The following is a 25,512-nucleotide window of genomic DNA, read 5'->3' as shown; positions in this document are numbered from 1 at the left end:
GTACGCGGCTTACATCGTGCTAATATCAATGACGAATCTGTATTTCACATCCGAGGCTAATACACGTTTGTAGGCTTCGTCAATTTGGTCGGCCGAGATCACTTCGATCTTAGGAACGATGCTGTGCTGTGCGCAGAAGTCCAGCATTTCCTGTGTCTCGCGGATGCCTCCAATCATGGAGCCCGCAAATGAACGCCGATGTCCGATGAGGGACATGACATTCAGCGACAACGGCTCCCCAGGGGCACCGACGTTTACCAAAGTTCCGTCAAGCGTAAGTAGTGAGAAATAAGCATCCATATTGATGCTGGCACTCACCGTGTTAATAATCAGATCAAAGCGGCCGGCGAGTTTTTCGAAGGTTTCCGGATCGCTAGTGGCGTAGTAGTTGTCTGCACCCAATTGCAGGCCATCTTCTTTTTTACTTAAGGTTTGGGACAAAACCGTGACCTCGGCACCCATCGCATGCGCAATTTGAACAGCCATATGCCCGAGGCCGCCCATACCGACTACAGCTACTTTTTTGCCTGGGCCGGCCTTCCAGTGATTAAGCGGGGAATAGGTTGTAATACCCGCGCAAAGCAACGGTGCCGCGGCATCAAGCTCGATGTTGTCGGGGATTCTAACTACGAAATCCTCAGTGACGACAATGTGGGTTGAATAACCACCTTGAGTTGGCTCGCCGTATTTGTCAACACCAGCGTAGGTCGGAACATTTCCTTTGAGGCAGTATTGTTCTTCCCCTTTACGGCAGTTCTCGCATTCGCCACAGGAATCAACCATACAGCCAACCCCTACACGGTCACCGACTTTGTATTTTGTGACATTAGGGCCAACAGCCGTAACAATTCCCGCAATCTCGTGTCCAGGCACAAGCGGATAGTTGACAGGTCCCCATTCGCCGTGAGCCGTATGGATGTCAGAATGGCATATTCCCGCAAATTTGATTTCAATTAAAATATCCTGCGAATCCAGATCGCGCCGTTTAATTTCAGTTGCTCGAAACGGTTTGTCAGGACCGTCGACAGCTCTTGCTTTAGCAGTAATCATCTCGAAATCCTCCTATCCATGGTTGTTCATATGTTGCAAAATCAATTTTATTCCCTAGAGTTAACTCTAGGTCAAGCACTGATTTTATGATAATATCAAAAAAGGTATAAACGACAGAGCCATATCGCAAAGAAAGGAAGATCCCTGTTGAAGACATTTTCAATCAGTGAAGCTGCCAAGCAATTGAACCTTACGATATATACCTTGCGTTACTACGATAAAGAGGGACTTTTGCCCTTTGTAGAACGGACAGCCAGCGGAACACGCTTGTTTAAAGAATCCGATATCGAGGCCTTAAAAGTAATCGAATGTTTGAAAACCACGGGGATGCCGATTAAGGAAATTAAAAATTTTATTAGTTGGTGTTCAGAAGGGGATACGACTCTGAAACAAAGATATGATATGTTTCTGGAACGGAAAGCTGCTGTAGAGGCGCAGATGGAAGAACTTAAAAAAGCGATGGAAGTCATCGAACATAAATGCTTTTATTACAAGACCGCGCTGGATGCCGGGACGGAAGATGTTCATAAGAAAAACAAAATTGGGAGTAACTTCGCCTCGTCTTATTAATAGAAAACCACCTGTAATCCATATATTTCTATATGAGCTACAGGTGTTTTTGTTATTCAGAGGTTAAAAATTTCGATCCAGCAAGATCCCTGTCTGTTCTGCCATGACACGAGGAGGAACAGGCATTCCATTCCTGAACCACCATTCCACGGCCCCCACAACGGCTGCCCCGAAAAATTGCAGGATAACTTCTTGATTTAAGCCTTGATTTTTCCCTTCGGTTACATCGACTTCAACTTTATACTCTTGAACGACTAAATCAAGGAAACGGCTGCGGAAATGAGCCGCGCTTTTGGTGTTCAGCATGATTGAAAAAAACAAATGATGCTCTGCAAAATATTCGAACCAGACATAATTTCCTTCCTGGAAGCTCATTTCGGATGCAGATCGGCAAAGTTCGCTGAGATTACTGATGTGTTCTTCGATAATTTTATCCAGCAGGTCGTATTTATCCAAATAGTGCAGATATACCGTACCTCGATTCACATTGGCCCTGTCGGAAATATCACGGATGGTAATGTCATCAAAGTTTTTTTCTGCCATCAGTTCAAGAATAGCCTTCTTGATAGCTTCTTGGGATTTGACGACCCTTCGATCCACTTTAGTCATTTTTATAACGTCCTCCATCTTAAGATAATCGGCAATTTTGGATCATTTGTTGAGTAACGCACACATTGTGAGGAAATGACCATTGTAAGCATGGGGTTTCTGTATAAAATTATAAACACGAGTTGATTAAACAATCAATGTTCATTTTAAGCTGCAGTAGTTCATTCTGTGTGCATGCTTAATATCAAGTGTTAAGGAGGACCCCATTCATGAGTACGTGGTCGAAAGAAGAATTGAACAGGATCGCAGAGTCCGATGATCTTCACATCTCACCTTTCCGGGAAGACGGTGTTACCTATGGTACCCCGACCTGGATTTGGTCTGTTGTGGTTGACGGCTCACTCTATGTACGCGCCTATTATGGGCAGAACTCCCGTTGGTATCAGGCAGCAGTACAGCAGAAGGCGGGGCGGATCACGGTGGCGGGTATGACAAAGGAGGTCGCTTTTGAACTAGTTGAAGGGGAGATCGGCGACCTCATCGACCATGCATATCGTGCGAAATACAAGGGAAGTCCTTATCTGAACTCGATGATCAGTACGCGGGCCCGTTCAGCCACAGTGAAGGTTGTGCCGCTTACCGTACATTAATCATAACGGCTTGTTTGAATTTGTCCCATGAACAGGAGGCTGCATGATGAATCGAATTGAGAAGAGCCAAGAAACGTACAAGCAGCTATTCCGCGATGGAGTGCCTGCTGCATATGCCACGGATCCTGATTTTCAGGATATTTTGAGGCGGTTTATTTTCGGGGAGGTCTTTCATCAAGGCAGCCTGGATGACAAAATGAGGGAGCTCATCACCTTGGTGGTGCTAACCACAAACCAAACCTTGCCTCAGCTCAAGGCACATGTCCATGCCGCCCTGAACGTCCGACTTACGCCGATCGAAATCAAGGAAGCCGTGTACCAATGCGCGCCTTACGTCGGTTTTCCCAAAACGCTGAATGCCATGACGGAGGTCAACGACGTTTTCAAAGCAAGAAATATCGCATTGCCGCTGGAGAGCCAACAACAGGTTGAAGAAGAGACTCGGTTTGACAAGGGACTTGCCGTGCAGATGGACATTTTCGGGGATGTCATATCCAAAAACCGGGAAAATGCCCCGATCAATCAAAAGCATATTCAGGATTATCTTTCTGCCTTTTGTTTTGGCGACTTTTATACCAGAGGAGGCCTGGATTTGAAAACGCGGGAGCTGTTGACGCTCAGCATCATCAGCGCACTCGGTGGAGCCGAAAATCAGGTCAAGGCACATGTGCAGGGCAATTTAAATGTCGGCAATGACAAGGAAACGATGATCACGGCCATCACGCATTGCCTTCCTTATATGGGATTCCCTAGAACGTTAAATGCTTTGAGCTGCATCAATGAAATCATTCCGGAATAGTAAAGGAGACAAAACCAATGTTTAACGAAACATTCAAATTATCGAATGGTATTGAAATTCCCAAATTAGGTTTGGGTACCTGGCTCCTTGACGATGAACAGGCGGCACAAGCCGTGCGAGATGCGGTATCTCTAGGATATCGCCATATGGATACGGCTCAGGCCTATATGAATGAGGCTGGAGTAGGTGAAGCAATCCGTACCTGCGGTGTCGCGAGAGAAGAACTTTTCATTACGACAAAGGTTGCTGCAGAAGCAAAGAGCTATGATGCAGTTACGCAGTCCATTCATGAGTCCTTAGCCAAATTGGGACTGGAATACATTGACCTTCTGATTATTCACAGTCCACAACCCTGGACGGAGTTCCGTGAGGAGAAGCGCTACTTCGAGGAAAACAAAGAAGTATGGAAAGCGATGGAGGATGCTTATAGAACAGGCAAAGTAAAGGCCATCGGTCTGTCTAACTTTCTTCAGGATGATATTGAGAATATACTTGCAGGCTGTGAGATCAAGCCTATGATCAATCAGATCTTGGCACATGTGAGCAATACGCCTTTGGAGCTCATTGAATTCTGCCAAAAGAATGACATCCTGGTGGAGGCCTATTCGCCCATTGCGCACGGTGCAATCCTTGATAATACTAAGGTTAAGGCAATAGCAGATAAGTATGGGGTATCCGTTGCCCAGCTTTGCCTGCGTTATGATATCCAGCTTGGTCTTGTCGTACTTCCGAAGACGGCAAATCCTGATCACATGAGAAACAATGCCGAGCTTGATTTTGTTATCAGCGATGCAGATATGGAGACATTGAAGAACGCAGAGCAGATCCAAGATTATGGTGAGCATAGCTTCTTTCCGGTATTTGGCGGGAAATTAAAGTAACAGAGCCAGAAGATACGAAGCATACTAATGTTTAATGGAGGAACCCGAATGGCAAAACATGAAGAAGTAAAAAACGGTGTGATTTTCCCTGTGGGAGAGAAGAATGAAGCATTTGCCAAATATTTTGTCGGACAAAGTTACCTGCAGACGTTGGTTGCCGATCCCAACGTTCATGTTGGCGTTGGCAACGTAACCTTTGAACCGGGTTGCCGGAATAACTGGCATATCCATCGTGATGGGTATCAGATTCTATTGGTAACCGGCGGCGAAGGCTGGTACCAGGAAGAAGGAAAGGCCGCCCAGTTCCTGAAAGCCGGTGATGTTGTTGTTACTCATGATGGTGTAAAACACTGGCATGGTGCAGCAAAAGACAGCTGGTTTGAACATATTGCCATCACTGCAGGTAAGCCGGAATGGTTGGAACCCGTTATGGATGAGCATTACGACAAATTGTAATACATGATGAAGGCTAGGACCACTTGTTCAGGTATAAAAACGGGAACGTTCAATTTGGACGCTCCCGTTTTTATTTTATTGAAGCACTGTGATGAAATAACAGCTGTCTATAACCGTTTCGGTTATCCTAAAATAGGGGTGGCACAGAACGCGACATTGGCCTATCGGCTTTAGGTACAATTTAGTATAATGTGGATGATTCGAGATGAGAGGAGAGAGAAAATCATCATGAAGCTTATTGACTTGAGCGTGCCGATTAGCCCGCGTATCCGCGAGCCGCTGCCGGCGAAGATCGAATATGCGACCCATGAAGATGGTGCGCGGCAAGCGGCCGAGATACTTGGACTGAAGCAGGAGGATTTTCCAGAGAGCAAGGCGTGGGCAACGGAAATGGTGACGCTGAATACGCATTCGGGTACCCATATCGACGCGCCATGGCATTATTGGCCGGTCTCGGAAGGGAAGCAAGCAAGGACGATTGACGAAATGCCGCTTGAATGGTTTTATTCCGACGGTGTAGTGCTCGATTTCAGCGCGAAGCCGCCGGGATATGAGATAACGACAGACGACCTGATCGCTGAGCTGAAACGGATCGAGTATACCCTGAAACCTTTTGATATCGTTCTCATTCGGAGCGATGCGGACAAACGGCTGTATCACGAGCATTATGCATTTCTTCATGCCGGGGTATCGGCTGAAGCTACGCTGTGGCTTCTGGACCAAGAAATCAAGGTAGTCGGCACTGACGGCTGGGGCTGGGATATTCCGCTCAACCTACAGGCTGAAGCGTATAAAAAGCAGCCGCGGGAAGGCGTGCTGTGGGCAGCGCATTACGTAGGCAAAGATAAGGAATATTGCCAAATTGAGAAGCTGGCTAACTTGGACAAAATACCGAAACCGTATGGCTTCAAAGTATGCTGCTTTCCGATTAAGGTCGAAAAGGCAAGCGGCGGCTGGGCCCGGCCGGTCGCCATCGTGGAGGAATGAGACAAGAAAATAAAGAACGTTGTTGTAATGAGATTGGAATGGACAAAGCCACCCCTGACAAAGGAGTGGTTTTCTTTTGTGCAATCGCGCCCTTGATTCGATCTGCCGGCTAGCATTACTGATCCTTCGAGCTGAACCGTACCATAAATAATGGCTGGGGGAATTTGGATCGAAGTGATACAATTTGGAGAGCCAACTCCAAACCGTTTATGCAAGTACTAGGGTTTATGAGAAAGGATGATAGAGATGCCGAATGATAACCAAGCTCGTCTTCCCGTTGGTTCAATGAGACAAGATGGCCGCTATCCCATCGACCTGACAGGTCTTCGCAGCCATACGCTTGTGATGCGACCCGGGGTGGGGAGCCTATCCATTGGCCCGTCGTACTTGGGGAAAAAGGCGGATCTTCACGTCGAGCCCGACGCTCATATCAGTTGGACCGTATTCGATGCCTTTGCTACGCCAGCCGGCTCACCTTGGCCGCGTTTTCTGCACTATACAGGCAGTGACGCAGGCTTCTTGGATTGGGCACAGAAGCGTCCCATTGAAGAAATGACGTGGGCCCCAATCCTGTCGGCAGACACGGTGGCGGATGCCAGCCAGTCCATTTTGCATGGCTTGCACATCGAGTTGGGTCCGTCCGGAGGGTGTCTGAACCTAAAACTTCCGATAACGCCTTGCCGCTTGAATGTGTCCGGAAATCTATCACGCCTCTTGACCACTGGAAACATGCCGTCTTCTCTGACACTAGCGCCGCTCACAAGTAGACGCAAGAATGATCCCCCCTTCTTAATGCCTGACCTAGGTAAGCTGCACCAGGTGACGAGCCTGGCGTTACAGAATACGCCGATGGGACAGCCGGTCTCGCTGGAGTGTCTGAACCGCTTTCCGAACCTAAATTCACTGAGTTTATGGGGCAATTTCTGCGATATAGACGTGTTGGCCCGTCAGGCCCGGTTAACGAATCTGGAGCTGCGTTTCATGCCGGATCTGGAAGATTTGCCCCCGTTAGACACGTGGCCGTTGCTTGATAGAATTATCGCATACAACGTAGACGAGGTTACGGGTAAACGTCTGAAGCAGCAAATGAAAGCCCGCACGAAAACCCGGCCGTGGAGCGGTCATGCTTCAGTGAGCCAATTGCGAAAGCCCGAGTGGTGGTCGATCGAGTTCGGGCGCCCATTCTCGTCCTGGCCTAAACGTCTGGCCAAGGTGGCTAACGAAGCTTACAACGTTGCACAGGCAAGCTTATCGCAGGCCCACAGCTTCGCCGATGCCGAGGCAGCCGTTACCGCCTTCACCGTGCGCTTCAATACCTTCAAAGGTATAGAAACGACTGAGAGAGAGGACCTCGGCAAAGCAGTATGGCAGCTCAGCCAGTCCGATCACCTAATTGGCCAGCCTATCACGGAAGAAATGGCTCAACGCTGGTTCGATGCTGCGCGCAATTACTGAAGCATCAACTCAAGATTTTGCTGTGCAAAGTTTATAAAAGGAGTGATGGCGCCATGTCTTTAAATCAACAGCATTGTCATGAATCGATTAGGTACTTAGCGACTTCCTCCTTTCGCGAAAATGATCCGAAGTTTATCGGCACAATAAATGAAGTAAACTATGAGTTGTTAACAGCAAATGAAGCAGAATTCATCGAGCTGCTGTATTTTAAATTGAAAAATATCGCCCTTCGCAATAGAATTCTGTATGGTTTAATCCGGTGCAAGGAATTGGAGCTGAAGAATTTTTTTCAGAAAGCCTATAAGAAGGAACGATATTTGGACATGAGACTGCTCGCCATCCACGGATTAGCGCATTATGCCACAGAAGAAGAGATCGACAAGGTCATCGATCATTTCCTTAAGATTTTGATGAAGAGACCGGAGACTACACCCTATAACTACCAGGAATATGAGTTTTTAAGATCCACCTTCGGGCTGCCTCTCCTCATTAAAAAATACGGGTATCCCTGTTTTGAAAAAGCACTTCAACAAGTCGAGAAACAGTATGATGCTATGCCGGAAGCATTTAAGGGGCATTTTACTTTTGATGCAAATGGAAAGGCAGTCCAGTTGAGAAGTCCCCACGAAACGAAACAAATGATTGAACGTTTTTTTGCGGCACAGAGCGGTCACTAATCAGCTTATCCGCAGTGTCGTGAAGCGGCTTCAATTTATTTTCGCCTCATTAAAAATGGGTAAGAACCTCGAACCAAGGCAAGAGCCCCCCAAAACAAGGCGAGCGCCAGAACGGGATGCAGCGCGCCTGCAATATGGAGAGCCGTAATATATTGAAGACTGATCAGGACGAACAGACCAAGACTCCCCCAGATCATTGTCCGGTTGAGTTTGGCGACGATGCCGAGGATGAACAGGATGAGCGAGATCGATCCAAACATGGGAACGAACAACCGATGATATTTCCAAAGTTCCGAATCCCCGAACAAAGCCATTCCGGCCAGAAATACTTGCACAATGATACAGATCAAAAATACGAACGCAAGGATGGAATACGCCAATCTGCAATATTTCACTCGGGAAGGCTCCTTTTTTATCGCATCAACGTTCAATGTTCCAGTTCCTTTCAAATCGTGCATCTTATTCTCCAACTCCCTTAACGTTTTGTACATATGACGATGTAAGGGTCTGATTTGTGACATCCGAAACGAATGAATAACTTTTGCTGCAACCTATTTGAAGCCGCTTCCGTCTGATGGATTGTTAGCAGGTAGACGTCATCCATCTCAGGATCGGAAGGAGCTTTTTTATGAACAAGAAACGAACTAAACTAACGGTATTATTCACTTTAGCAGGGGTACTCGGCACAACGGCCGCAGTCGAAGCTGACGCTTTAGTTGAAAAGGTTACAGGTTACCTTCAAAAAGATACAAAGGTTCTTATTAATGGACAAGACAGCATGCTTACGCCTGTTTCTATTGATGGTAAACTGTATATCCCAGTTCGTGATGCTGCGGCCAAGCTTGGATATACATTAAATTACGATGAAGCGAGCAAAGAAATTGAGCTCGGCGAAGCGGTTGACCTGATGCGTGCTTCCGGTGTAATCGTAAACGTACAGGCGAATGACGACGGGAAGTACCGGATCGAGCTGCTCGGCAGCACATGGGTTATATTGACTGTGGACAAATCGACGGTTATTAAAAGTCTGGACGGCAAAATGCTAACCCCAGCCGATTTGAAAGCCGGCACACAAATCGATGCAGAATTCGGACCAGCTATGGCGACAAGCTTTCCGGGCCAAGCGCAGGCCGTGAGTGTTAAAGTTCACGCAGATCGCGTCGTCAAAGAAGATACCATCAAAGCTGTGAAGCATACGGATGACGGCTGGCAGGTTCAATTAGGCGACAATTTGGTATTAAACGCGGGTAAGGAAACGCGTGTCATGACATCTCAAGGGGAGTCCTTGAATTGGGAGGACCTGAAAGCAGGTATGAAAGTTAAAGCCTACTACGGTCCGCTTATGACGAAAAGCATTCCTCCACAAAGCCCGCTATTCCTCCTAGTTGTGCAGGCTCAAGCACCTGTTGCAGGCGGAGTAAAAATGTCGCCGGAGACAGCACAGGAATACCGCAACTTGGCCTGGGCGCAGGTGAGTTCGCAAGTTTCCCATATTACGACAAAGCAAGACGAGGCACCTGTTCAAATTGTCTCCTCTAAAGAGGTTGGTGTATTAGCTACTACGTCCGAGCAGAAGAAATTGCTTGAAGACGTCCAGGCTGCGAACGGAAGCGTGGTGACGGTGACTTACAACACGGACCAAGACGAGCTGCTTGGGCCGCTGACCGCCGTGTTCGATTTCAACACAAAAGCTTTTATCGGATTCAACGCTAGAAGATAAATGATTTCTAAGCTGCCATGATATTCAAGCGCCTTGAATTTCATGGCTTTTTTATTTGCCGGAGGAAGTTGTTAAATGAGATGATCTTCTTCATATGTTGCTGATATGTATGAAAAGCCTCCCGACAGGAAGGCTTTTCAGGTCATTCGGTGTTAAGCATTAGCAGGTAAATTAAGCATGTCACAGCTTCACAGACCGTAGCATGCCATAGATGCCGTTTAAATTCTGGATCGGGGAGAACTTTACCTCAACCGCTGCTTTGCCTGCGGTCATTTCGGCAGGGATTTCAAACATTTTGTCATAAAAAGCCCGTTTTCTTTCCAACGGAATTGATTCGGTAGCAAGCATTTTTCCGTCCACCCAAATCTCGATGCTCCCGGCTCTGGACCCATAGCTGAAAGTAACAGAGAGACCGTTCTTGGCTTCCGGGTCTACCTTTAATTCATAGCTGAACCAACCGCCTGGTTCCGCTCTTCTCCCATTCAGGCCTTCCCAAGTTCCGGCATGGGTCCATTCGCCTTTGACTTGATGCTGCAGCTCATATTGGTCGTTTCCAATCTGGATACCGTCGATCGTGGCTTCCCTGATCAGCTGTTCTTGCAGAGATTTCTCTAAGTGTTCGTGCAGGCTGTTCGAATCGGCTTCAACGAACCTCCAATAGATGCCGTATCTCTCGCTATGCTGCTTGAAGTGTGGGGTAAAGACCAATCGATTGTCTTCATCCGTATTTCGGAGCACAAAGGAAAGCTCGCCGTCTTTTTGGATGAAATGCCGGTCGAAGCCTGCAAACCATTCCTGAACGCTCATGCCTTGCGGGATGATGAAATCTTTTATGAGCATTCGCCGGGTAGGGATACTTACGTTAACCCCTGTTTTCGATTCAACCCAATCATCTTGGCCCAATCCGGCACTGAGAACGACCGGACCATAACGAAATCCCACCACATTTGGTGCATCAGGCAAACTGGAGTAATTGGCTTTCATCGGGATGCGGATATGTAACGAGTCGCCATCTTTCCATAACCGATCAATGATTGCATAACCATCCCTGACTTCCGGTTGAATGTTTGCTCCGTTCAGGGATAGGGTTGGTTCGCCTGCGGTCCAATAAGGGATGCGAATACGAACGGACAAACGTCGCTCCTTCTTGCAGGTATCGGTCAGCTCAAAAGACAATTGAACCGTATCGCTGAATGGAAGGTCAGAGTTTTGCGTGATCTTCACCTGCTGCTCCGCCCAATCCAGTGTACTGCTTATAAATTGATTGACATACAACCGCTCACCTGAGTGAAAATAAAGGCTGTCGTTCAATTTGGTGAAGCTCTCCATGCCAGTGCCGGTACAGCACCAGAAATGCTCAAACGGGGAGCTGTACACCTTGAAATAACCAGTCGCCATCGGCTGAAAATACATCGTCATACCTGTGTCCGGGTTTTGGGAGGAAAGGATAGCGTTGATATATGTTGTCTCGTAAAAATCAGCGTATTTCACATCTTGGGTGAGTTTGAATAATTCCCGCGTCAGCTTTAACATATTGTAGCTATTGCAGGTTTCGCAAGTGATATCGGACCGTCTAGCATCGAGCAGATCAGGCTCTCCGAAATGCTCGGATTCGCTGTTGCCTCCTGTTATGTAGCTGTGGTGGTATACGACCATGTCCCAGAATCTTTCGGCAGCCTCTCGATAAAAAACTTCGCTTTCTCCCAGTGTTAAATATCGGTTCAGGGCTCCTATAAATTTGGGGATCATTGTATTGGCGTGCTTGCCCTTCAATATATCTTTGCCTTCCCAAATGGGCTCGAACAGGCTGATTTCGTCAAATTGATGGGCGGCTTCCGCATGTCGGGGATTCCCGGTCAATTGATATAAGTTGTACAGGCAATCGTTCATCCCACCGTATTCCACAGCCAGCACGGTTGATTGCAGTTCTTTGGACCACCGTAAAGTCCGATCCGCTACCCAATCGCCCAGTTTATTGACGAGGTCATAAGCGGCTTGTATTCGGGTCGATTGATAAACGTCGATGAGTCCGGCGATGATCTTGTGCATCGTGTACCACGGCACCCAAGCCGGTATCCGATTTTCCACGTTATCGAACAGCGTTTCGGGGAATGCCGACAAATACCCGTGGTGCAACTGGCAACCGGCCAATTCGGATACAAGATACTCTAAATTAGCGAGGATCCTGTCGTTCCGGCTCTGGGCATAGGCTTGCGCGCATGCTGACAGATAGTGGCCCATGGTATGGCCGCGAATCTCTGTTTTTTCCCAGCCAGGGTAAGTCTCTGCTGTGGACGGCAGTCCCGCAACTTCACGGAATCCGGCCAGCAGGCGATTTGGATCGTAGCTTAGTAAATAAGCGACCTCTTTGGTAAAGGCATTCACAAGATAATCTCCAGTCAGCACGACCTGATTCAAACCAAAATCGTGTAATCTCATTTCCCCGATCGGTCCTTTCTGTACCAAGTTTCTCCTTCAGCGGAGAGTACATCAAGTGTACCTTTTCCTCACTTTTCGTTAAATAATAGAAGGTCGGTTTTTGTGTCAAAATGTCAGCAGTTTAAGCTTACATCTGCTTCAGCATGATTTTTAGATTTACTTGAAAATATCATGGATAAACCTCACCAAGTTTGGTATCTTATTCATACGTTTAGTGTATAAAGGTTTGATCGCAAGGGAGAGACCGACGATGAATTATTTTCGCTTCCGGGTGGATGGCCCGGTGAAAATGGTGATGACCGGGAAATTTATGTCTCCGTCTCCGGAGTGGCAGCATATGAACCGGATCTTAAGGGAGTATGAGTTGTTTATCCAGACTCGCGGAACGTTGTACATTTCATGCAATACGAAGAAATTTGCCTTGAGAGAAGGGGAATTCCTGCTGATGCCGCCTCGATCGCATCAATACGGCTATCAGGCGTCGGACTGCAGTTTTTACTGGCTGCATTTCTCGGCGCGCGGGGAAACGGAAAGCATCACTGCCGATGAACTTGAGCAAGACTGTGATCCTGAGGTCATCGCGATTCCAGAGTATGGCACCTTGCGCAGCCCCAACAAACTGACCGTCATGCTCAAGCAATTGCAGGATTCCGTCAGGAGCTACCGAGAACCAAACTTGAACAATTACTTGACAACAGGTGTCTTGTGTGAGATTTACAATCAGATGTTTTTCGTTCAGAATCAACCCGCCAAGCCAGAGAAGCAGCAGCTGTACAATGACATTGTGGATTACATCAAGTGGTACAAGGAAGAAAATTTGAAGGTTGAACATCTGGCCAAGCATTTCGGGTATAACGCCAAATACTTGACGGGCTTGTTTTCTTCCATAGCAGGCATTTCCTTGAAGCAGTACATCATGCAGGAAAAGATGGAGGCGGCCAAGTTTCTGCTAACGGATACGAATCGGAAGATTACCGAAATCGCCAACCAATTGGGATTTTCAAACAGCCATTCGTTCATGAAAGCATTCAAGAAAAAAACAGGTCTGACCCCATCGGAATACCGTAATGCTTACGCTACCCGCTTGCTTTATTATAAGTAGAAAAAATCCGATCCAGAGCCCTGATGGCTTACTCTATATCAGCAGCAGAGGCGAATTTTATAAAAGAAACCGCAAGATATGACATTGATGTCATGCATCCTGCGGTTTCCGTAATGGACTTATTTACTTGTCTGTTTCAGCATCCTCCGTGTCAAGTACCGTCTTTCGATCATTAGGACATTCGAGAGTCGCTCAACCGATTGATATGGTACATGATTGCACGGTAAAGAAAATCTTCTAAATCTTCAGTACTATATTGATTAAAGTAGCTTGTGAATCGTGTATCGAATTTATAAGTATTGGCAATGCAAGCCAGTAACTCTGCATCACAAGGCATGAATTGCATTAAAATTTTTTTCCACTCCTCGATTAATTGCTGCACTTCTTCGGAGGAAGGATCCTGATGGATAAAAGTCGCCATTTGTTTGAATATTTCCTCCATGGCTGAAAAACGTTCCTCTTTTTCTTCGGGTGAACATGCTTCCAACGTTTCATTATACGCTTGATACGCCTCTGTCTCACCATAAATGAATCTTGCCTCATTTGCATATTGCTCTCTTAATGGCAGAGCGGAAGTATTGTTGAAGATTTCCAAATGGCTAATATCATTTCCCGACACATATTCTTCGAGAGCCGCCATGATGGTTTCCAGTCTTTGCTTTTTCGATAATAAGGTTTGTCCTTGCTTCTTTAATATTTGTTTCTGTTCTTGCTTAGTCAACTTTAAAATGTCGGCAATTTCTTTCAAGGAAAAATCCAATTCCTTTAAGAACAAAATCGTTTGTAGTTTTTCCAAACTGCTTCGATCGTATAGTCGGTACCCTTTTTCCGTAAGATGTGTCGGTTTAAACAAATGAATTCTATCGTAATAATGCAGGGTCCGAGCTGTAATGCCTGTAATCTGAACAATATCATTAACCGTTAATAATGGTTTCTTCATCCCAAAATCCTTCGACTTCATCTAGTATTTGAGCAGCGGGCGTTATGGTTGCCTCAAAGATCGTTTTTCCTGTTTTCCTTAAATAATATTGGATTAAATAATATCCGCAAGCGTACCCGGCGCTATAAGGCATATTGACCGGTTTAAAGTTTTGAAGTTTGGCGATCTCGTCGCCGTAAAGATACGGGGCGATTTGATCAAACCCTGTTACGTGCAATTGCTCGCTAATCACAGGCTTAATGTGCCTGTTAAGTGTGTCTGCGTTTGTTTTCGTTACCCAAGGGCCGAGCCATTCTTCGCCAAACATGAACGCAGCATAGTTTTCAGCTAATCCTTCACTGACAATGAGCTCGCCTAAATTAACGGTGTGATCCCACTGGATAAATTGATAACGCACATTATGATTGCATTCGTGTGCCAGCGCAACCTTCATGCGAGGAATGGTGTAATCATTTGGCAAGAGCGTACCCCAGATAAACCCCGGAATGCCCCCAAAGCCGCTATATCCTTCGTTTATTGTTAGAGCACGGCTTTCCGGATTTCCTAACTGCAGGGTAAACAAATATTCGGATACAGGGAGGTGAATTCCATGCTCTGCAAATAGATCCAGGCTTTTCTTTACAGCATGCTCACACTCTAACCAAAAGGATTCGGACGAAATCTGCTCGATCTCTGCCGATATCTGAGGGGTAATCTGATCAGGGGATCGATGCATCATGCTATTAAACGTAATAACGTCAAACCCATTCGCTTCTTCAGCTCTAAAAGGGATCTGTTGAATTTGCCATTGTTTCATAAAGGGAGCCATCATTTCGTTTCTGAATAATTCGAGTTTGTCCTCAGGTAAAGCCTGGGCAACTTTTTGATAAATACGATCTGAGCGCAGCGTTTTTATATTCATTTCTCTCACCTCAGGTAATTGATAGTGAGAATTATGCACTATGACCTTACGTCATAGTCAAGTACATCGGATCAAAAATAAACCATTCAGGGGAAGTTTTTTTAAAATTACTTTTTCCCTTCATTTGTACAGCATGACAACCTAAACTTGAAGTACGACAAAGTGTTACCATGTTAAAACGATTGGAGGACTTCATGATGAGCGAAATCAAAGCCGAAACGCTGACGCAGGTTTTAAGCCAAATGCTTGGTACTGAAACTATCTGTACCGATATCCAGACCAAACCTTTACATGGCGGTACAGTAGGTAATGTACAGCTTGTAACGGGCATTGCCCAAACCACAGATGGCAGGGAAATCACCTATAACATCGTTGTAAAAACGCAGAAGAAATGGGAACGTTACAGGGATCCCGATTCATGGCGCAGAGAATATGATTTTTATAAGTCCAATTTCGGCGCCTTGTTTTCTGAATCATTCCGTTGGCCAGAATGTTATCACGTCGAAATGAACGAAGAAGAGAACGAAACACAGATATGGATGGAATATACCGACGGCATATCGGGTTTGGACCTCACCGGCGATATGTATGAACGCGCAGCCGAGGAATTAGGACGGTTCCAGGGCAAGTTATATGCCGAAGAGCCAGCTTTTTTACAAAATATGACCAATCTGAGCAGAGCGGAGTATATGAAGGATATCTATCTTCATTACCGGTTATGGAATCGAGTGTATGATTATATCCGTTCCGACGATTGCGGTATTCCGAAACATCTACGTAAAATGCTCATCGACATAGATGAAAGCGCGGACGAAATTTTCAGCCGTATTGAAAAGCTGCCCATCGTGCTGTGCCATAGGGATTTTTGGGTGACAAACATCATTGATTCAGACGGTAACATTATACTCATCGACTGGGATACCACGGGTTGGGGCTATTTAGGTGAAGATATGGCAAGCCTTATCGCGGATGAAGCCGATATTGAACACATGGTTGAATACTACCATAGATGTATCCCGGCGTATTACAAGGGCTTTTCGGAACAAGTGGATGTTTCGCACATATCGGATAACTGCGTTTATGAGATGATTCTCCTTTTGTTCGGTTATAGGCTGGTAGAGTGGTTTATGAACGCAGGATCGGGAGACAAACTCCAGGAAACAGATAATGAAAGTACGCTGCACATCCGTACTCTGCAAAAAATCTTTGAGATCAAAAACGAACAATAGTCTCGCAACAAAGCGGGAGAATGACCGTCTATATGATCAGATACATAAAGGGGACATAACCTCTATAACCCGCCAAATTCACTGCCGAAGACGGATATGGCGGCGATCGTAACATTTGTTATTTTGTGAAAAGTTAGCTTCTATTTGCTGCACCTTTTTCAATTAGGCGAGGATATCACAGCAACAAATCGAAAGATCCTTTGTTCTATAATCGAGATGAAGCGGAGGTTAATATGAACGGAGGATAATATGAATGGATAATACATGGAGTGATAACAGCACAAAGGCAATGGAAATATTGGATCGAATGTTTTCAGCCGAAATGGAATTTATGCGCTCGGATGGAAATGACTTTAGCTCTATAAGATCTGCCTTTCACCCCGATATCGTTGTTCATGAGCCTGCATCCCTGCCTTATCCGGGCGATTGGTGTGGTTATGAAGAACTTGGAAAACTCTTTAATACGATGCATAATACTTGGAGTTCCATGAACGTTGAAAACATGGTTGCTACATTAGATGGTGACACCCTTTTTATGGGGGGGACTTTAGTGGCAAAGGCTAGACAATCTGAGAAAGAAGTTCAATTACCTTTCGCTCAAATCTTAAAAATTAAGGACGATTTAGTCGTAGAAGCATTTCCTTATTATTTTGATACTTCTTTAATTAACGCAGCACTTGGCCATTCAGAAATTAATAAATAAGCTTTAAGCTAACGGAGGACAACAGACGATACAGCACAACAGCAGCCGGCAAATCTTAGGCTGCTTTTTTTGTTAATAAAAGGGCAGGATGGTTCTGATTGCTGGTGAATGGGAGTTGACATGCTGATTGAACAGCAGTCAAACTAACGGGTGCTTTGGTTTTGCCCAAGAATGCTGCAGGCACGATTAGATTTAGTCCTTTTTATCCATGTCGATGGAGCGATACCCAGGCACATTATAGTGTCAGGTTACATGGGATCATTTTGAAATTTCTCAAGAGTATGCAGTAACCTTTTTGCATAGATTTTCCTGATGAAAATGCTCACATTATAATGATCATTGGTGTTTTATTTTTTGGCAGATTAGAGATATTAATTCCGTTAAGGGAAATATTAGGATGAATGGAGAGGTGGAAGTGCCTGTATAATAATGTTAGACGACAAGAACGTACTCGCTGGGTAGCCGCGTAGCTGCGGTTTTTTTTATAACCATAAAACCATGTAGAGCCTTACTTGAACGTGTCATCCTAAGGGTTCATTACTCCCGTTGATTAAGCCCTTATCATATCGATTGATACCCCATTAAAGTCTGATTTGTCCTATCCCGAAGGTGTAACCTGTACAATGGCGCTCCTTGTTGAACAGAACGTTCGTGACTACATTTACTACTATGAACTTATTGACATATCGATTGAATGGTTAGATAATAGTTCGCATGCGAAATATTTGCGAAGGGAGCTTAACGTTGCAAGAACAACGGATCCTGGAAATATTCCAAAGCTACCGTGAGGTCCATCAGGCGTTCTTCCAGCTGATGACCAAAGCGGCGAGCAAGCATAAACTCACTGCGCTGCAGCTGATCGTGCTGAGGGTGCTGCGGGAGCACCCCGAGATCCGCCTTTCGGACCTTGCCGAAAAGGTGAAACTCGGCAACAGCACGACCAGCGGCATCGTCGATCGGATGGTCAAGGCCGGTCTCGTGGACCGGGAGAGGACTGAAACCGACAGGCGAGCGATGACGCTGACCCTTTCCGAGAAAGGGATGGCGCTCTGGCGCGAGACGGAAGCCACCCGCTTGCACATGATGCGGTCCCTGCTCGAGCTGCCTGAGGAAGACCAGCGGGAGCTTGACCGCATCCAGCAAAAAGTACTGCATCTTTTAAGAAATTATAGAGAGGAAGAAGCTTAAGCCATGACCACTATGGTATCCAATCACTTGCGCAAGGGGCCGATCATGGCCTCCTTGCTCATCGCCGCGTTTGTGGCGCTGTTAAGCCAAACGGTGCTTAACGTCGCGCTACCGAAAATGATGGCGGATCTCAATGTAACGGAAAGCACGATCCAGTGGCTGTCTAACGGTTATATGCTGGTGAACGGCGTACTCGTGCCCGTCAGTGCCTTCCTGATTAACCGGTTTACAACCCGGAAATTGTTTCTGGTGGCCTCATCCATGTTTGCACTGGGCACGGTTGTCTGTGCGTTATCCGGCGATTTCAGCTGGCTGCTGGCCGGCCGTCTCGTGCAGGCTTGCGGTGCCGGCATTCTAATGCCGCTTATGACGGTCGTTACGCTGACCATCTTCCCGGTCGAGGAACGCGGTAAAGCAATGGGCCTGATGGGGGTCGCAATGATTTTCGCGCCGGCCATCGGACCAACACTCTCCGGCTGGATCGTCGAGAATTATGACTGGCACGTGCTGTTCTACATCGTGCTGCCGCTTGCGATCATCGCCGTGATTTTCGGCGCCTTCTCGATGAAGGACGTCATCAAGACGTCCCGTCCGAAGCTCGACGTCCTGAGTGTGATCCTGTCGACACTCGGCTTCGGCGGACTGCTGTACGGCTTCAGTGAAGCCGGTACGAAAGGCTGGGACTCGGAGGAAGTTATCATCTGCCTGGCTGTCGGCGCGGTCGCGCTCATTCTGTTCATTGTGCGCTCGATCATGGTGAAGAATCCGCTGCTCGAAATGCGCGTGTTCAAATATTCCATGTTCTCGCTCACGTCCCTGATTAACGCCATCATCACTATGGCGATGTTTTCCGGCATGATCCTGCTGCCAATCTTCTTACAGAACATCCGCCACTTTTCGCCGCTTGATTCCGGTCTCCTGCTGCTGCCGGGGGCCATTCTGATGGGTATCATGTCCCCGATCACGGGCATGGTGTTCGACAAAATCGGCGCGCGCTGGCTGGCTGTCGCCGGTCTTATCATCACAACCATCACGACGTACGAGTTCAGCCATCTGGAAGCCGATTCATCATACAACCATATGATGCTCATTTATACGGCGCGGATGTTCGGGATGTCCATGCTGATGATGCCGATCCAGACAGCAGGCCTCAATCAGCTGCCGCGCCGCCTGAACGCGCACGGCTCGGCGATGTCCCAGACGCTCCGGAACGTATCAGGCGCGCTCGGAACCGCCTTGCTCGTCACGGTCATGACGAACAGAGCGGCCTCGCACGGGAAAGAGCTCGTCATCGCAGGCCATATCAACCCGAAAGACGCGGCCAAGATGGCCGAGGTTACGCAGCAGGCGACCATTTACGGCATCAACCAGTCCTTCGTCGTGGCCACCTGGCTGACTGTCGCTGCGCTTGTTCTGGCGTTCTTCATCCGCAAGGTGAAGCCGCAAGAGGATACGTTGCAGGTACCGGTTAAAGCGCCCGAGGCGAGTGAGTTGGCGGCTCAACCGGCGCCAGCTGCAGCTGTAGCCCAACCGGTAGACCAACCGGCACTCGCGGAGGTAGCGGCTCACTCGGACATGCAAAATAAGGATAGCGAATTCCGAAATGCCATTCGAGGGTTTTTAACCCCGTCTCAGCCTGAGAAAGACGAAGGGCAATTCACCGATAAAGAATACCGGAAGGCGCTGCTGAAACTGAAGGATGCCACTAACCAGGAAGCGGTAGCGGAACCGAATGAAGAAATGTCCCCCGACCAAGCTTACCGGGAAACGCTCAAGAAATTGAACGGGCTCCTAAAGGAAAACAAATAAAGAAGCGCGTTTGAACAGCGATCAAGAGAGGAGATCAATCGATGAAAATCTATATTGTGTATGATAGTGAAGCGGGGCATACAGAACAGCTGGCCCGTTCCATTGCCAAAGGCGCTCAAAGTGTGGAAGGCACGGAGGTGTTCATCAATCACGTGAGTAAGGCAAACGTCAAAGATCTTGCCGATATGGATGCGATAATTTGGGGATGCCCCGGACACTTCGGCACGATTAGCTCCGGCTTAAAGGAGTGGATCGATAAGCTCGGGTATTTGTGGGCAAACGGGACGTTGGTTGATAAAATCGGCGCAGTATTTTGTACGACGGCAACCATTCATGGCGGGATCGAGGCGACCTTGCTAAACCTGGTTACACCGATGCTGCATCAAGGCATGATGGTTGTCGGCTTGCCGGCTAATATTCCGGAGAATGCACTGTACGGCAGTTATTATGGGGTCGGAGTGACATCCCCTGTCGAGGATACCCGCGATGACCTGATCCAATCGTTATTTACGAAGGGTCTCGGGCTGGGAGAAGCCCTAGGAAAGCGTGTGGCCAAAACAGCAAACACCATTGCGGCAGGCAAGAAATTGCTGAGCAACCCTTAAGTGACCTAATGCAAGTACCGTTGAGGACATCCTCAGCGGACTTATATCAACAAGAGCGCAGTCCCATTGTTATGGACGGCGCTCTTCTTTTTGATTGAACAGGATCGTGCTGTTCGGATAATCTATCCATACTTGTATTCTACGGCTCAGATAAACATTAATCCTCGACAATGAACAATGTTAGGCCGAAAATAAAATGGCAAGCATAAATACAGTTAGCTTGGGGGAATGGTAGGGTGACTGATATCAATGACAATTTTCATCGGCATATGGGGGTCTATGGAAATTTGTACAGCTGATAACTGTATATTAGTTATTCGAAAAGTTTTAGGTCCTTACACAGGGAAATATGATCTACCTGGTGGTCGATTAGAGAAGATGGAGTCTTTAGAGCAAGGGATCATAAGAGAACTCCGAGAAGAAACGGGATACACAGTTCGAAAGCTTAAAAATATTGGGGTTTGTGATTTTTCTGTGATGTGGACCGTACAAGATCATACAATAGAAAATTTACATCATATTGCCATTCTATATGAAGTTGATGTTGATTCAGAAGAGATCACTAATGCCATTGAATCGTTTGAAGGACAAGATTCAGAAGGGGCTATTTGGCTGGACTTTGATGAAGTCAATGGTAACAATTCATCGCCTTTGGTATTGCAGGCAATTAAATGGGTACGTACTGGGACTATTGCAGTTGCTGGTGGTTCATTTGATTATAGAATCTAAGTTTAACACGCAGTACATATTTACCAAAAATTACATTATTAAGGGAACTGGAGGAACCAGCAGCAGTCGCGGGCAGATTTTATCGTCCGCAGCTGTTACGGTTTGTGTTTCTCAGGATCCATTCATCAAATAGCGTCAAAAGCCGGCTTTAGAACCGTTTCGGCCCAATGGCGGAAGCTGGTGGGCGAGGTGTTTTCCGGCGTACGTTGGAGTGCGTTGAAGATCCCGTCTGCACCGGCTATGTCCATGTCCACCATGCTATAACGGACGAGCGCGTCGGCAGCCGGGATACTGAACCGAACGTAGGCGTCATAGACGCTCTCCGCATTCTTGTCTGCTGCCTGCACGAGCCAGAACACGCATCAGCTCCCTCGAACGCACGGTTAAGAATATCGGAAGCAAGTTTATCGACTATTATGAAAGAACTCGCAAAATAGCAGCAGTTTTGCAGTATCGAATTGCGTGTAGCGGAATTCAATGAAGATGTGATCGGATTCTATGATGCAAAAGGATTCAAACTAAGAAGCAGGACGCTGGAATTGCCTATCGTATAATAACGCGACAGAACAAGTACATGGTTCGAGCTTAAACATGACTACTACATTTTAAGGTTAATTAAGCCACTGGGCAGGATTGTGGAACGCTATGCCGAATACCTCAATAATCAAGTTGATTCAGACAAAAATTAGCATGTTAAATAGGAGAGTCGTATGGGAGATCAGTTGAACTGGGCCGGGAACTATCGCTACAGCTCGTTGGAGCTGCTTGAGCCTAAAAATATTGAAGAGGTTAAGGATCTGGTAGTTAACCGCAGAAGCATACGCGTGCTTGGCTCGCGTCACTCTTTTAACGGGATTGCCGACACCGATGGCAGCCATCTCTCGCTTCGAAAGATGAATCGGGTCATCGATCTCGACAGAGAACACAACATCGTAACAGTCGAAGGTGGCATTCGGTATGGCGATCTGTGCCGCTATTTAAATGATCATGGCTGCGCGTTGCATAATTTAGCGTCGCTTCCGCACATTAGCGTGGCTGGCGCCGTGGCGACAGCTACCCACGGCTCGGGCGTCCATAATGCAAGCCTGGCGTCTTCTGTAAGTGCTATTGAGCTATTGAAGTCGGATGGAGAAGTTACGGTACTCACGCGCGGGGTTGACCCCGAGTTTGATGGGGCGGTCGTCGGACTTGGCGGACTGGGAGTCGTCACTAAGCTCACACTGGATTTAGTCCCCTCGTTTCAGGTAAGTCAGACCGTATATGAACGTCTTCCTTTTTCTGCACTGGATAGCGACATCGAAGATATTTTATCTGCCGCATACAGTGTCAGCTTGTTTACGAATTGGGCAGAGCCCATATTCAATCAAGTGTGGGTAAAACGAAAGCTGGGAACAAACGGGGAGGATGAGGCACCATCCCATTTTTTCGGGGCTTTACCCGCTCCGGAAAAACGGCATATGGTTTCTGGTCAATCTGTCGTAAACTGTAGCGAGCAATTAGGCGCTCCGGGACCATGGTACGAACGGTTGCCTCATTTCCGCATGGATTTTACCCCCAGCGCGGGCAACGAACTGCAAAGTGAATATTTCATTCCGAGGCGGCATGCACTTGAAGCGATACATGCGCTAGGTAAACTGCGAGATCGAATTGCGCCTCTGCTCTTCATTTCCGAGATACGCACAATTGCTTCGGACACATTCTGGATGAGCCCATGCTACCATCAAGATAGCGTCGGTTTGCATTTTACATGGAAGCCGGAATGGGAGCGTGTGCGCGAGTTACTTCCGCTTATCGAACATGAACTGGAACCGTTTGGAGTACGCCCGCATTGGGCGAAGCTGTTTACGATGGAGCCGGAAAGATTACAAGCGCGGTATGAGCGATTAGCGGAATTCCGTCAGTTGCTGCTTCGATACGATCCAACCGGGAAGTTTCGGAATTCGTTCCTGGATCATTACATAATACATTGATGTAAAGTTAGTATGAATTACCCTTTTATTGTATAGTGACAAGAATATATTCGCTTCATAGCCGCCTGGTAGCGGCTTTTTTGTTTAACGATATATGTTCCTTAGGTTAAACGCCGATTACAACCCATGCAATATAGGTTTCACCATTAATCAATTCGCTAACTCTATAGCAATCCCGAAGAAATTGAGTATTCGAGTTTAAGGTATGATGATCTTGGTAACTGTCTACCTATAATTTGTCAGACATTAAATTAAAGGAGTCTGTTATGAAAAACCTTTTTAATCAAACCGATGCAGTGGAGATTTTGAACCGAATAGACAAATTGAGTCCAAATTCACGACCTCAATGGGGTAAGATGGATGTTGCCCAAATGCTAGCTCATTGCTCATCATTCCATGACATTGCAATGGGAAACAGCTTTCCCCCAAGAGGTTGGTTAGGCGTGTTCATTGGAACATTTGTGAAACCAATGTTTTTTAATGACAAGCCACCTGCCCGCAACATGTCTACGATTCCTACAATTTTGATAGTAGAAGAAAAAGACTTTCAAACAGAGAAAGAAATACTAAAACAAAAAATTATAACATTCCAGAATAATGGCCCGGAAAAATGTACGTCTCACCCGCATCCGTTTTTTGGAAAATTGACTCCTGAGCAATGGGGAAAAGGTTTATATAAGCATCTAGATCATCACTTAAATCAGTTTGGTGTTTAGTATTAACAGAGGTGGTAGCCGCGCAACTGCGGCTATTTTTGTTGTCACGATTTATATTCTTATCCAAACACGCGGACAAGAACATATATCATTAGCCGAAAAAGACAAATACATAGATGGTTAGCCGTAATTAATATGGGTAGTCAAGTACAGGTGAGCTCTATACTTAGGGTCATCCTGAAGTATTTCCTATAATATCTCCAAAAAAATTTATTCTCGTACTGAACCTTTTTCCCCATGAGAGCGAATTAATGGTTGTAACACGTTCAGGAGGGGCCCCTATGAATGATAATGAGTTACTATCGTGGCTTGAAAAGGCGAAGTTGGGCGACGAGTCCGCCTTTCAGCTAGTCTATCAGGCGACTCACCAAGACGTCTATCGGACGGTTGCTTTTCTCGTCTACAACAAACAGGACATTGAAGATATCGTGAATGAAGTTTACATGAGCATGTGGCGTACGTTTCATACCTACGACCCGAACCGGCCGTTCCGGTTTTGGTTGCACGGGATTACAGTCCGTCTAGTCCAAGACTGGAAAAGAAAGACATGGCGGCGAATTCGCCTCTTTGAACGAAACCGCCGGATGACATGTGAACATTTCGATTGGACGGACAAAGCTGTGCAGCAGTTCGAGATGCAGCATGAACTTTTCAGCCTTGTCCGCCAATTATCGTACAAATTACGTGTGGTCGTCATCCTTCGCTATTTTCACGACTACGCTCTGGAAGAAATTGCAGACATTCTACAGATCCCCGTTGGCACAGTGAAATCCAGGCATCACCTGGCAATGAAAGAACTCCGTAAGCGGATCGAAATGACGGGAGGAGACGCGTATGTCCATTGAGAAGGAATTGCGTGAAGAGCTTCGCCAGGTGGCGGATTCGATGCAGTGCCCACCCGAATTGTATGGTCGTGTCCGAAAGTCCTATCATCAGTATGCAAACGATAAGAGAGGTAGATCTCCCATGAAAAAACGAGTGCTCGCAGGTATTGCCGCAATAGCCATCCTGATTCCGTCCGCGGTATTTGCTTCTTCCTATCTAGCCGATGATCTATTCGGTTCTGTTTCAACTATTGAACAGCACGGCGGCACACAGGAAGATTATCAAGAGATTGAGGAAATGCTGCAAGCAGCAAAAGGCAAGCTCAACGAAGATGAATTTAAGGAGTATCAGGTGCTGATAAAGCAGCTGATCCAATTAAAGCTGAAGATCACCGATGAAAAAGGGGTCAAACATGAGGAGAAGCTGACCCAAGAAGAACAGCAGCGGTTTGAGCAGCTAGCCTCTAAGCTGGCACCATACTTCGAGAAGATAAACGAAAATGCCAAGCCGTAAAAGGAATGAAGTAGGGACCGATCCAATGTGGATGGGTCCTTTTTTTGTC

At 46.7% G+C, this 25,512-nt stretch carries 27 protein-coding genes; 20 read left to right on the top strand and 7 right to left on the bottom strand.

The genetic code is table 11. The features are described 5' to 3' along the window. Nucleotides 1-9: 9 nt before the first annotated feature. Entirely contained in the window at nt 10-1,050 is a 1,041-nt protein-coding gene (locus IAE55_RS18760) for an NAD(P)-dependent alcohol dehydrogenase (RefSeq protein ID WP_200633523.1), read from the bottom strand. A gap of 147 nt (nt 1,051-1,197) precedes the next feature. Between IAE55_RS18760 and IAE55_RS18755 the strand changes: the two genes are divergently transcribed. Beyond that, nucleotides 1,198-1,620 (top strand): MerR family transcriptional regulator, encoded by a 423-nt coding sequence (locus IAE55_RS18755; protein ID WP_200633522.1) that lies wholly within the window; start codon nt 1,198-1,200, stop codon nt 1,618-1,620. 63 nt (nt 1,621-1,683) lie between these two features. Here the strand turns inward: IAE55_RS18755 and IAE55_RS18750 are convergent, their stop codons facing one another. Next, nucleotides 1,684-2,229 carry a TetR/AcrR family transcriptional regulator gene (locus IAE55_RS18750; protein ID WP_116230216.1) on the bottom strand — a complete coding sequence of 182 codons (546 nt, stop codon included), beginning with the start codon at nt 2,227-2,229 and terminating at the stop codon, nt 1,684-1,686. A 209-nt stretch (nt 2,230-2,438) separates the two neighbouring features. Here IAE55_RS18750 and IAE55_RS18745 point away from each other — a divergent pair, with 209 nt between their 5' ends. The 7 genes from IAE55_RS18745 (at nt 2,439) to IAE55_RS33865 (ending at nt 8,074) form a co-directional block, all read left to right on the top strand. Beyond that, nucleotides 2,439-2,819: a DUF2255 family protein gene (locus IAE55_RS18745; protein ID WP_200633521.1), complete on the top strand. Its 381-nt coding sequence runs from the start codon at nt 2,439-2,441 to the stop codon at nt 2,817-2,819. A gap of 43 nt (nt 2,820-2,862) precedes the next feature. Continuing rightward, nucleotides 2,863-3,618 (top strand): carboxymuconolactone decarboxylase family protein, encoded by a 756-nt coding sequence (locus IAE55_RS18740; RefSeq protein WP_234489671.1) that lies wholly within the window; start codon nt 2,863-2,865, stop codon nt 3,616-3,618. Between the two features lie 17 nt (nt 3,619-3,635). After that, the gene (locus tag IAE55_RS18735; RefSeq protein WP_200633520.1) at nt 3,636-4,499 is read left to right on the top strand and encodes an aldo/keto reductase; all 864 of its coding nucleotides are present in this window, start codon (nt 3,636-3,638) and stop codon (nt 4,497-4,499) included. 48 nt (nt 4,500-4,547) lie between these two features. Continuing rightward, nucleotides 4,548-4,955, top strand: coding sequence for a cupin domain-containing protein (locus IAE55_RS18730; protein WP_200633519.1), 408 nt, complete (start codon nt 4,548-4,550; stop codon nt 4,953-4,955). A 228-nt stretch (nt 4,956-5,183) separates the two neighbouring features. Continuing rightward, nucleotides 5,184-5,942 carry a cyclase family protein gene (locus tag IAE55_RS18725; protein ID WP_145163681.1) on the top strand — a complete coding sequence of 253 codons (759 nt, stop codon included), beginning with the start codon at nt 5,184-5,186 and terminating at the stop codon, nt 5,940-5,942. A 246-nt stretch (nt 5,943-6,188) separates the two neighbouring features. After that, complete coding sequence (locus IAE55_RS18720; RefSeq protein ID WP_200633518.1) at nt 6,189-7,397, top strand: hypothetical protein; 1,209 nt, start codon at nt 6,189-6,191, stop codon at nt 7,395-7,397. Nucleotides 7,398-7,450: 53 nt separating this feature from the next. Next, nucleotides 7,451-8,074 carry a hypothetical protein gene (locus IAE55_RS33865; RefSeq protein WP_234489670.1) on the top strand — a complete coding sequence of 208 codons (624 nt, stop codon included), beginning with the start codon at nt 7,451-7,453 and terminating at the stop codon, nt 8,072-8,074. Between the two features lie 35 nt (nt 8,075-8,109). Here the strand turns inward: IAE55_RS33865 and IAE55_RS18710 are convergent, their stop codons facing one another. Then, complete coding sequence (locus IAE55_RS18710; RefSeq protein WP_200633517.1) at nt 8,110-8,469, bottom strand: DUF6220 domain-containing protein; 360 nt, start codon at nt 8,467-8,469, stop codon at nt 8,110-8,112. Nucleotides 8,470-8,702: 233 nt separating this feature from the next. Here IAE55_RS18710 and IAE55_RS18705 point away from each other — a divergent pair, with 233 nt between their 5' ends. After that, nucleotides 8,703-9,794 (top strand): hypothetical protein, encoded by a 1,092-nt coding sequence (locus tag IAE55_RS18705; protein ID WP_200633516.1) that lies wholly within the window; start codon nt 8,703-8,705, stop codon nt 9,792-9,794. Between the two features lie 180 nt (nt 9,795-9,974). Here the strand turns inward: IAE55_RS18705 and IAE55_RS18700 are convergent, their stop codons facing one another. Continuing rightward, on the bottom strand, nt 9,975-12,233 hold the full coding sequence (locus IAE55_RS18700) for a beta-L-arabinofuranosidase domain-containing protein (RefSeq protein WP_200633515.1): 2,259 nt from the start codon (nt 12,231-12,233) through the stop codon (nt 9,975-9,977). 250 nt (nt 12,234-12,483) lie between these two features. Between IAE55_RS18700 and IAE55_RS18695 the strand changes: the two genes are divergently transcribed. Next, nucleotides 12,484-13,335: an AraC family transcriptional regulator gene (locus IAE55_RS18695; protein ID WP_200633514.1), complete on the top strand. Its 852-nt coding sequence runs from the start codon at nt 12,484-12,486 to the stop codon at nt 13,333-13,335. Between the two features lie 172 nt (nt 13,336-13,507). Here IAE55_RS18695 and IAE55_RS18690 read toward each other — a convergent pair whose 3' ends face one another. Both IAE55_RS18690 and IAE55_RS18685 read right to left on the bottom strand, forming a co-directional pair. Then, a complete protein-coding gene (locus IAE55_RS18690; RefSeq protein WP_200633513.1) occupies nt 13,508-14,275 on the bottom strand; it encodes a MerR family transcriptional regulator in 768 nt (255 codons plus the stop codon). Beyond that, a complete protein-coding gene (locus IAE55_RS18685) occupies nt 14,250-15,176 on the bottom strand; it encodes a DUF2268 domain-containing protein (protein WP_200633512.1) in 927 nt (308 codons plus the stop codon). Before IAE55_RS18685 ends, IAE55_RS18690 begins: the two co-directional genes overlap by 26 nt. Nucleotides 15,177-15,370: 194 nt before the next feature. On the opposite strand from IAE55_RS18685, the gene IAE55_RS18680 reads away from it, so the two are divergent. From IAE55_RS18680 to IAE55_RS18655, 6 genes are all read left to right on the top strand, one after another. After that, complete coding sequence (locus IAE55_RS18680; protein ID WP_442793337.1) at nt 15,371-16,405, top strand: aminoglycoside phosphotransferase family protein; 1,035 nt, start codon at nt 15,371-15,373, stop codon at nt 16,403-16,405. A 253-nt stretch (nt 16,406-16,658) separates the two neighbouring features. Further along, entirely contained in the window at nt 16,659-17,108 is a 450-nt protein-coding gene (locus IAE55_RS18675; RefSeq protein WP_200633511.1) for a nuclear transport factor 2 family protein, read from the top strand. A gap of 744 nt (nt 17,109-17,852) precedes the next feature. After that, on the top strand, nt 17,853-18,296 hold the full coding sequence (locus tag IAE55_RS18670) for a MarR family winged helix-turn-helix transcriptional regulator (protein ID WP_116230231.1): 444 nt from the start codon (nt 17,853-17,855) through the stop codon (nt 18,294-18,296). A 3-nt stretch (nt 18,297-18,299) separates the two neighbouring features. Continuing rightward, a complete protein-coding gene (locus tag IAE55_RS18665) occupies nt 18,300-20,105 on the top strand; it encodes a DHA2 family efflux MFS transporter permease subunit (protein ID WP_200633510.1) in 1,806 nt (601 codons plus the stop codon). Nucleotides 20,106-20,146: 41 nt separating this feature from the next. Next, nucleotides 20,147-20,710, top strand: coding sequence for an NAD(P)H-dependent oxidoreductase (locus IAE55_RS18660; protein ID WP_145163699.1), 564 nt, complete (start codon nt 20,147-20,149; stop codon nt 20,708-20,710). Between the two features lie 249 nt (nt 20,711-20,959). Further along, entirely contained in the window at nt 20,960-21,439 is a 480-nt protein-coding gene (locus tag IAE55_RS18655; RefSeq protein ID WP_234489669.1) for an NUDIX hydrolase, read from the top strand. A gap of 125 nt (nt 21,440-21,564) precedes the next feature. On the opposite strand, the gene IAE55_RS18650 is transcribed toward IAE55_RS18655, so the two are convergent. After that, entirely contained in the window at nt 21,565-21,798 is a 234-nt protein-coding gene (locus IAE55_RS18650; RefSeq protein ID WP_200633509.1) for a hypothetical protein, read from the bottom strand. A 351-nt stretch (nt 21,799-22,149) separates the two neighbouring features. Here IAE55_RS18650 and IAE55_RS18645 point away from each other — a divergent pair, with 351 nt between their 5' ends. The 4 genes from IAE55_RS18645 (at nt 22,150) to IAE55_RS18630 (ending at nt 25,463) form a co-directional block, all read left to right on the top strand. Next, nucleotides 22,150-23,409: an FAD-binding protein gene (locus tag IAE55_RS18645; protein WP_200633508.1), complete on the top strand. Its 1,260-nt coding sequence runs from the start codon at nt 22,150-22,152 to the stop codon at nt 23,407-23,409. Nucleotides 23,410-23,675: 266 nt separating this feature from the next. After that, nucleotides 23,676-24,125 carry a DUF1569 domain-containing protein gene (locus IAE55_RS18640; protein ID WP_200633507.1) on the top strand — a complete coding sequence of 150 codons (450 nt, stop codon included), beginning with the start codon at nt 23,676-23,678 and terminating at the stop codon, nt 24,123-24,125. Between the two features lie 281 nt (nt 24,126-24,406). Next, complete coding sequence (locus IAE55_RS18635) at nt 24,407-24,970, top strand: sigma-70 family RNA polymerase sigma factor (RefSeq protein WP_105442704.1); 564 nt, start codon at nt 24,407-24,409, stop codon at nt 24,968-24,970. After that, nucleotides 24,960-25,463 carry a DUF3600 domain-containing protein gene (locus IAE55_RS18630; protein ID WP_200633506.1) on the top strand — a complete coding sequence of 168 codons (504 nt, stop codon included), beginning with the start codon at nt 24,960-24,962 and terminating at the stop codon, nt 25,461-25,463. The genes IAE55_RS18635 and IAE55_RS18630 overlap by 11 nt, the downstream gene beginning before the upstream one ends. Nucleotides 25,464-25,512: the final 49 nt, after the last annotated feature.

This window comes from Paenibacillus sp. S28, assembly GCF_016624415.1.
GTDB classification, from domain to species: Bacteria; Bacillota; Bacilli; order Paenibacillales; family Paenibacillaceae; genus Paenibacillus_AQ; species Paenibacillus_AQ favisporus.
Note: the sequence above shows the minus strand (reverse complement) of the source record. Positions and strands in the feature narration are given on the sequence as shown.

What these genes read in the sequence shown, in the direction of transcription:
- IAE55_RS18745 (WP_200633521.1), top strand. Translation starts at nt 2,439, where the DNA reads ATGAGTACGTGGTCGAAAGAAGAATTGAACAGGATCGCAGAGTCCGAT.
- IAE55_RS18730 (WP_200633519.1), top strand. Translation starts at nt 4,548, where the DNA reads ATGGCAAAACATGAAGAAGTAAAAAACGGTGTGATTTTCCCTGTGGGA.
- IAE55_RS18685 (WP_200633512.1), bottom strand. Translation starts at nt 15,176, where the DNA reads ATGAATATAAAAACGCTGCGCTCAGATCGTATTTATCAAAAAGTTGCC.
- IAE55_RS18635 (WP_105442704.1), top strand. Translation starts at nt 24,407, where the DNA reads ATGAATGATAATGAGTTACTATCGTGGCTTGAAAAGGCGAAGTTGGGC.
- IAE55_RS18695 (WP_200633514.1), top strand. Translation starts at nt 12,484, where the DNA reads ATGAATTATTTTCGCTTCCGGGTGGATGGCCCGGTGAAAATGGTGATG.
- IAE55_RS18740 (WP_234489671.1), top strand. Translation starts at nt 2,863, where the DNA reads ATGATGAATCGAATTGAGAAGAGCCAAGAAACGTACAAGCAGCTATTC.
- IAE55_RS18750 (WP_116230216.1), bottom strand. Translation starts at nt 2,229, where the DNA reads ATGACTAAAGTGGATCGAAGGGTCGTCAAATCCCAAGAAGCTATCAAG.
- IAE55_RS18700 (WP_200633515.1), bottom strand. Translation starts at nt 12,233, where the DNA reads ATGAGATTACACGATTTTGGTTTGAATCAGGTCGTGCTGACTGGAGAT.
- IAE55_RS18675 (WP_200633511.1), top strand. Translation starts at nt 16,659, where the DNA reads ATGGATAATACATGGAGTGATAACAGCACAAAGGCAATGGAAATATTG.
- IAE55_RS18720 (WP_200633518.1), top strand. Translation starts at nt 6,189, where the DNA reads ATGCCGAATGATAACCAAGCTCGTCTTCCCGTTGGTTCAATGAGACAA.
- IAE55_RS18725 (WP_145163681.1), top strand. Translation starts at nt 5,184, where the DNA reads ATGAAGCTTATTGACTTGAGCGTGCCGATTAGCCCGCGTATCCGCGAG.
- IAE55_RS18735 (WP_200633520.1), top strand. Translation starts at nt 3,636, where the DNA reads ATGTTTAACGAAACATTCAAATTATCGAATGGTATTGAAATTCCCAAA.
- IAE55_RS33865 (WP_234489670.1), top strand. Translation starts at nt 7,451, where the DNA reads ATGTCTTTAAATCAACAGCATTGTCATGAATCGATTAGGTACTTAGCG.
- IAE55_RS18660 (WP_145163699.1), top strand. Translation starts at nt 20,147, where the DNA reads ATGAAAATCTATATTGTGTATGATAGTGAAGCGGGGCATACAGAACAG.
- IAE55_RS18645 (WP_200633508.1), top strand. Translation starts at nt 22,150, where the DNA reads ATGGGAGATCAGTTGAACTGGGCCGGGAACTATCGCTACAGCTCGTTG.
- IAE55_RS18630 (WP_200633506.1), top strand. Translation starts at nt 24,960, where the DNA reads ATGTCCATTGAGAAGGAATTGCGTGAAGAGCTTCGCCAGGTGGCGGAT.
- IAE55_RS18640 (WP_200633507.1), top strand. Translation starts at nt 23,676, where the DNA reads ATGAAAAACCTTTTTAATCAAACCGATGCAGTGGAGATTTTGAACCGA.
- IAE55_RS18760 (WP_200633523.1), bottom strand. Translation starts at nt 1,050, where the DNA reads ATGATTACTGCTAAAGCAAGAGCTGTCGACGGTCCTGACAAACCGTTT.
- IAE55_RS18705 (WP_200633516.1), top strand. Translation starts at nt 8,703, where the DNA reads ATGAACAAGAAACGAACTAAACTAACGGTATTATTCACTTTAGCAGGG.
- IAE55_RS18690 (WP_200633513.1), bottom strand. Translation starts at nt 14,275, where the DNA reads ATGAAGAAACCATTATTAACGGTTAATGATATTGTTCAGATTACAGGC.
- IAE55_RS18655 (WP_234489669.1), top strand. Translation starts at nt 20,960, where the DNA reads ATGACAATTTTCATCGGCATATGGGGGTCTATGGAAATTTGTACAGCT.
- IAE55_RS18665 (WP_200633510.1), top strand. Translation starts at nt 18,300, where the DNA reads ATGACCACTATGGTATCCAATCACTTGCGCAAGGGGCCGATCATGGCC.
- IAE55_RS18680 (WP_442793337.1), top strand. Translation starts at nt 15,371, where the DNA reads ATGATGAGCGAAATCAAAGCCGAAACGCTGACGCAGGTTTTAAGCCAA.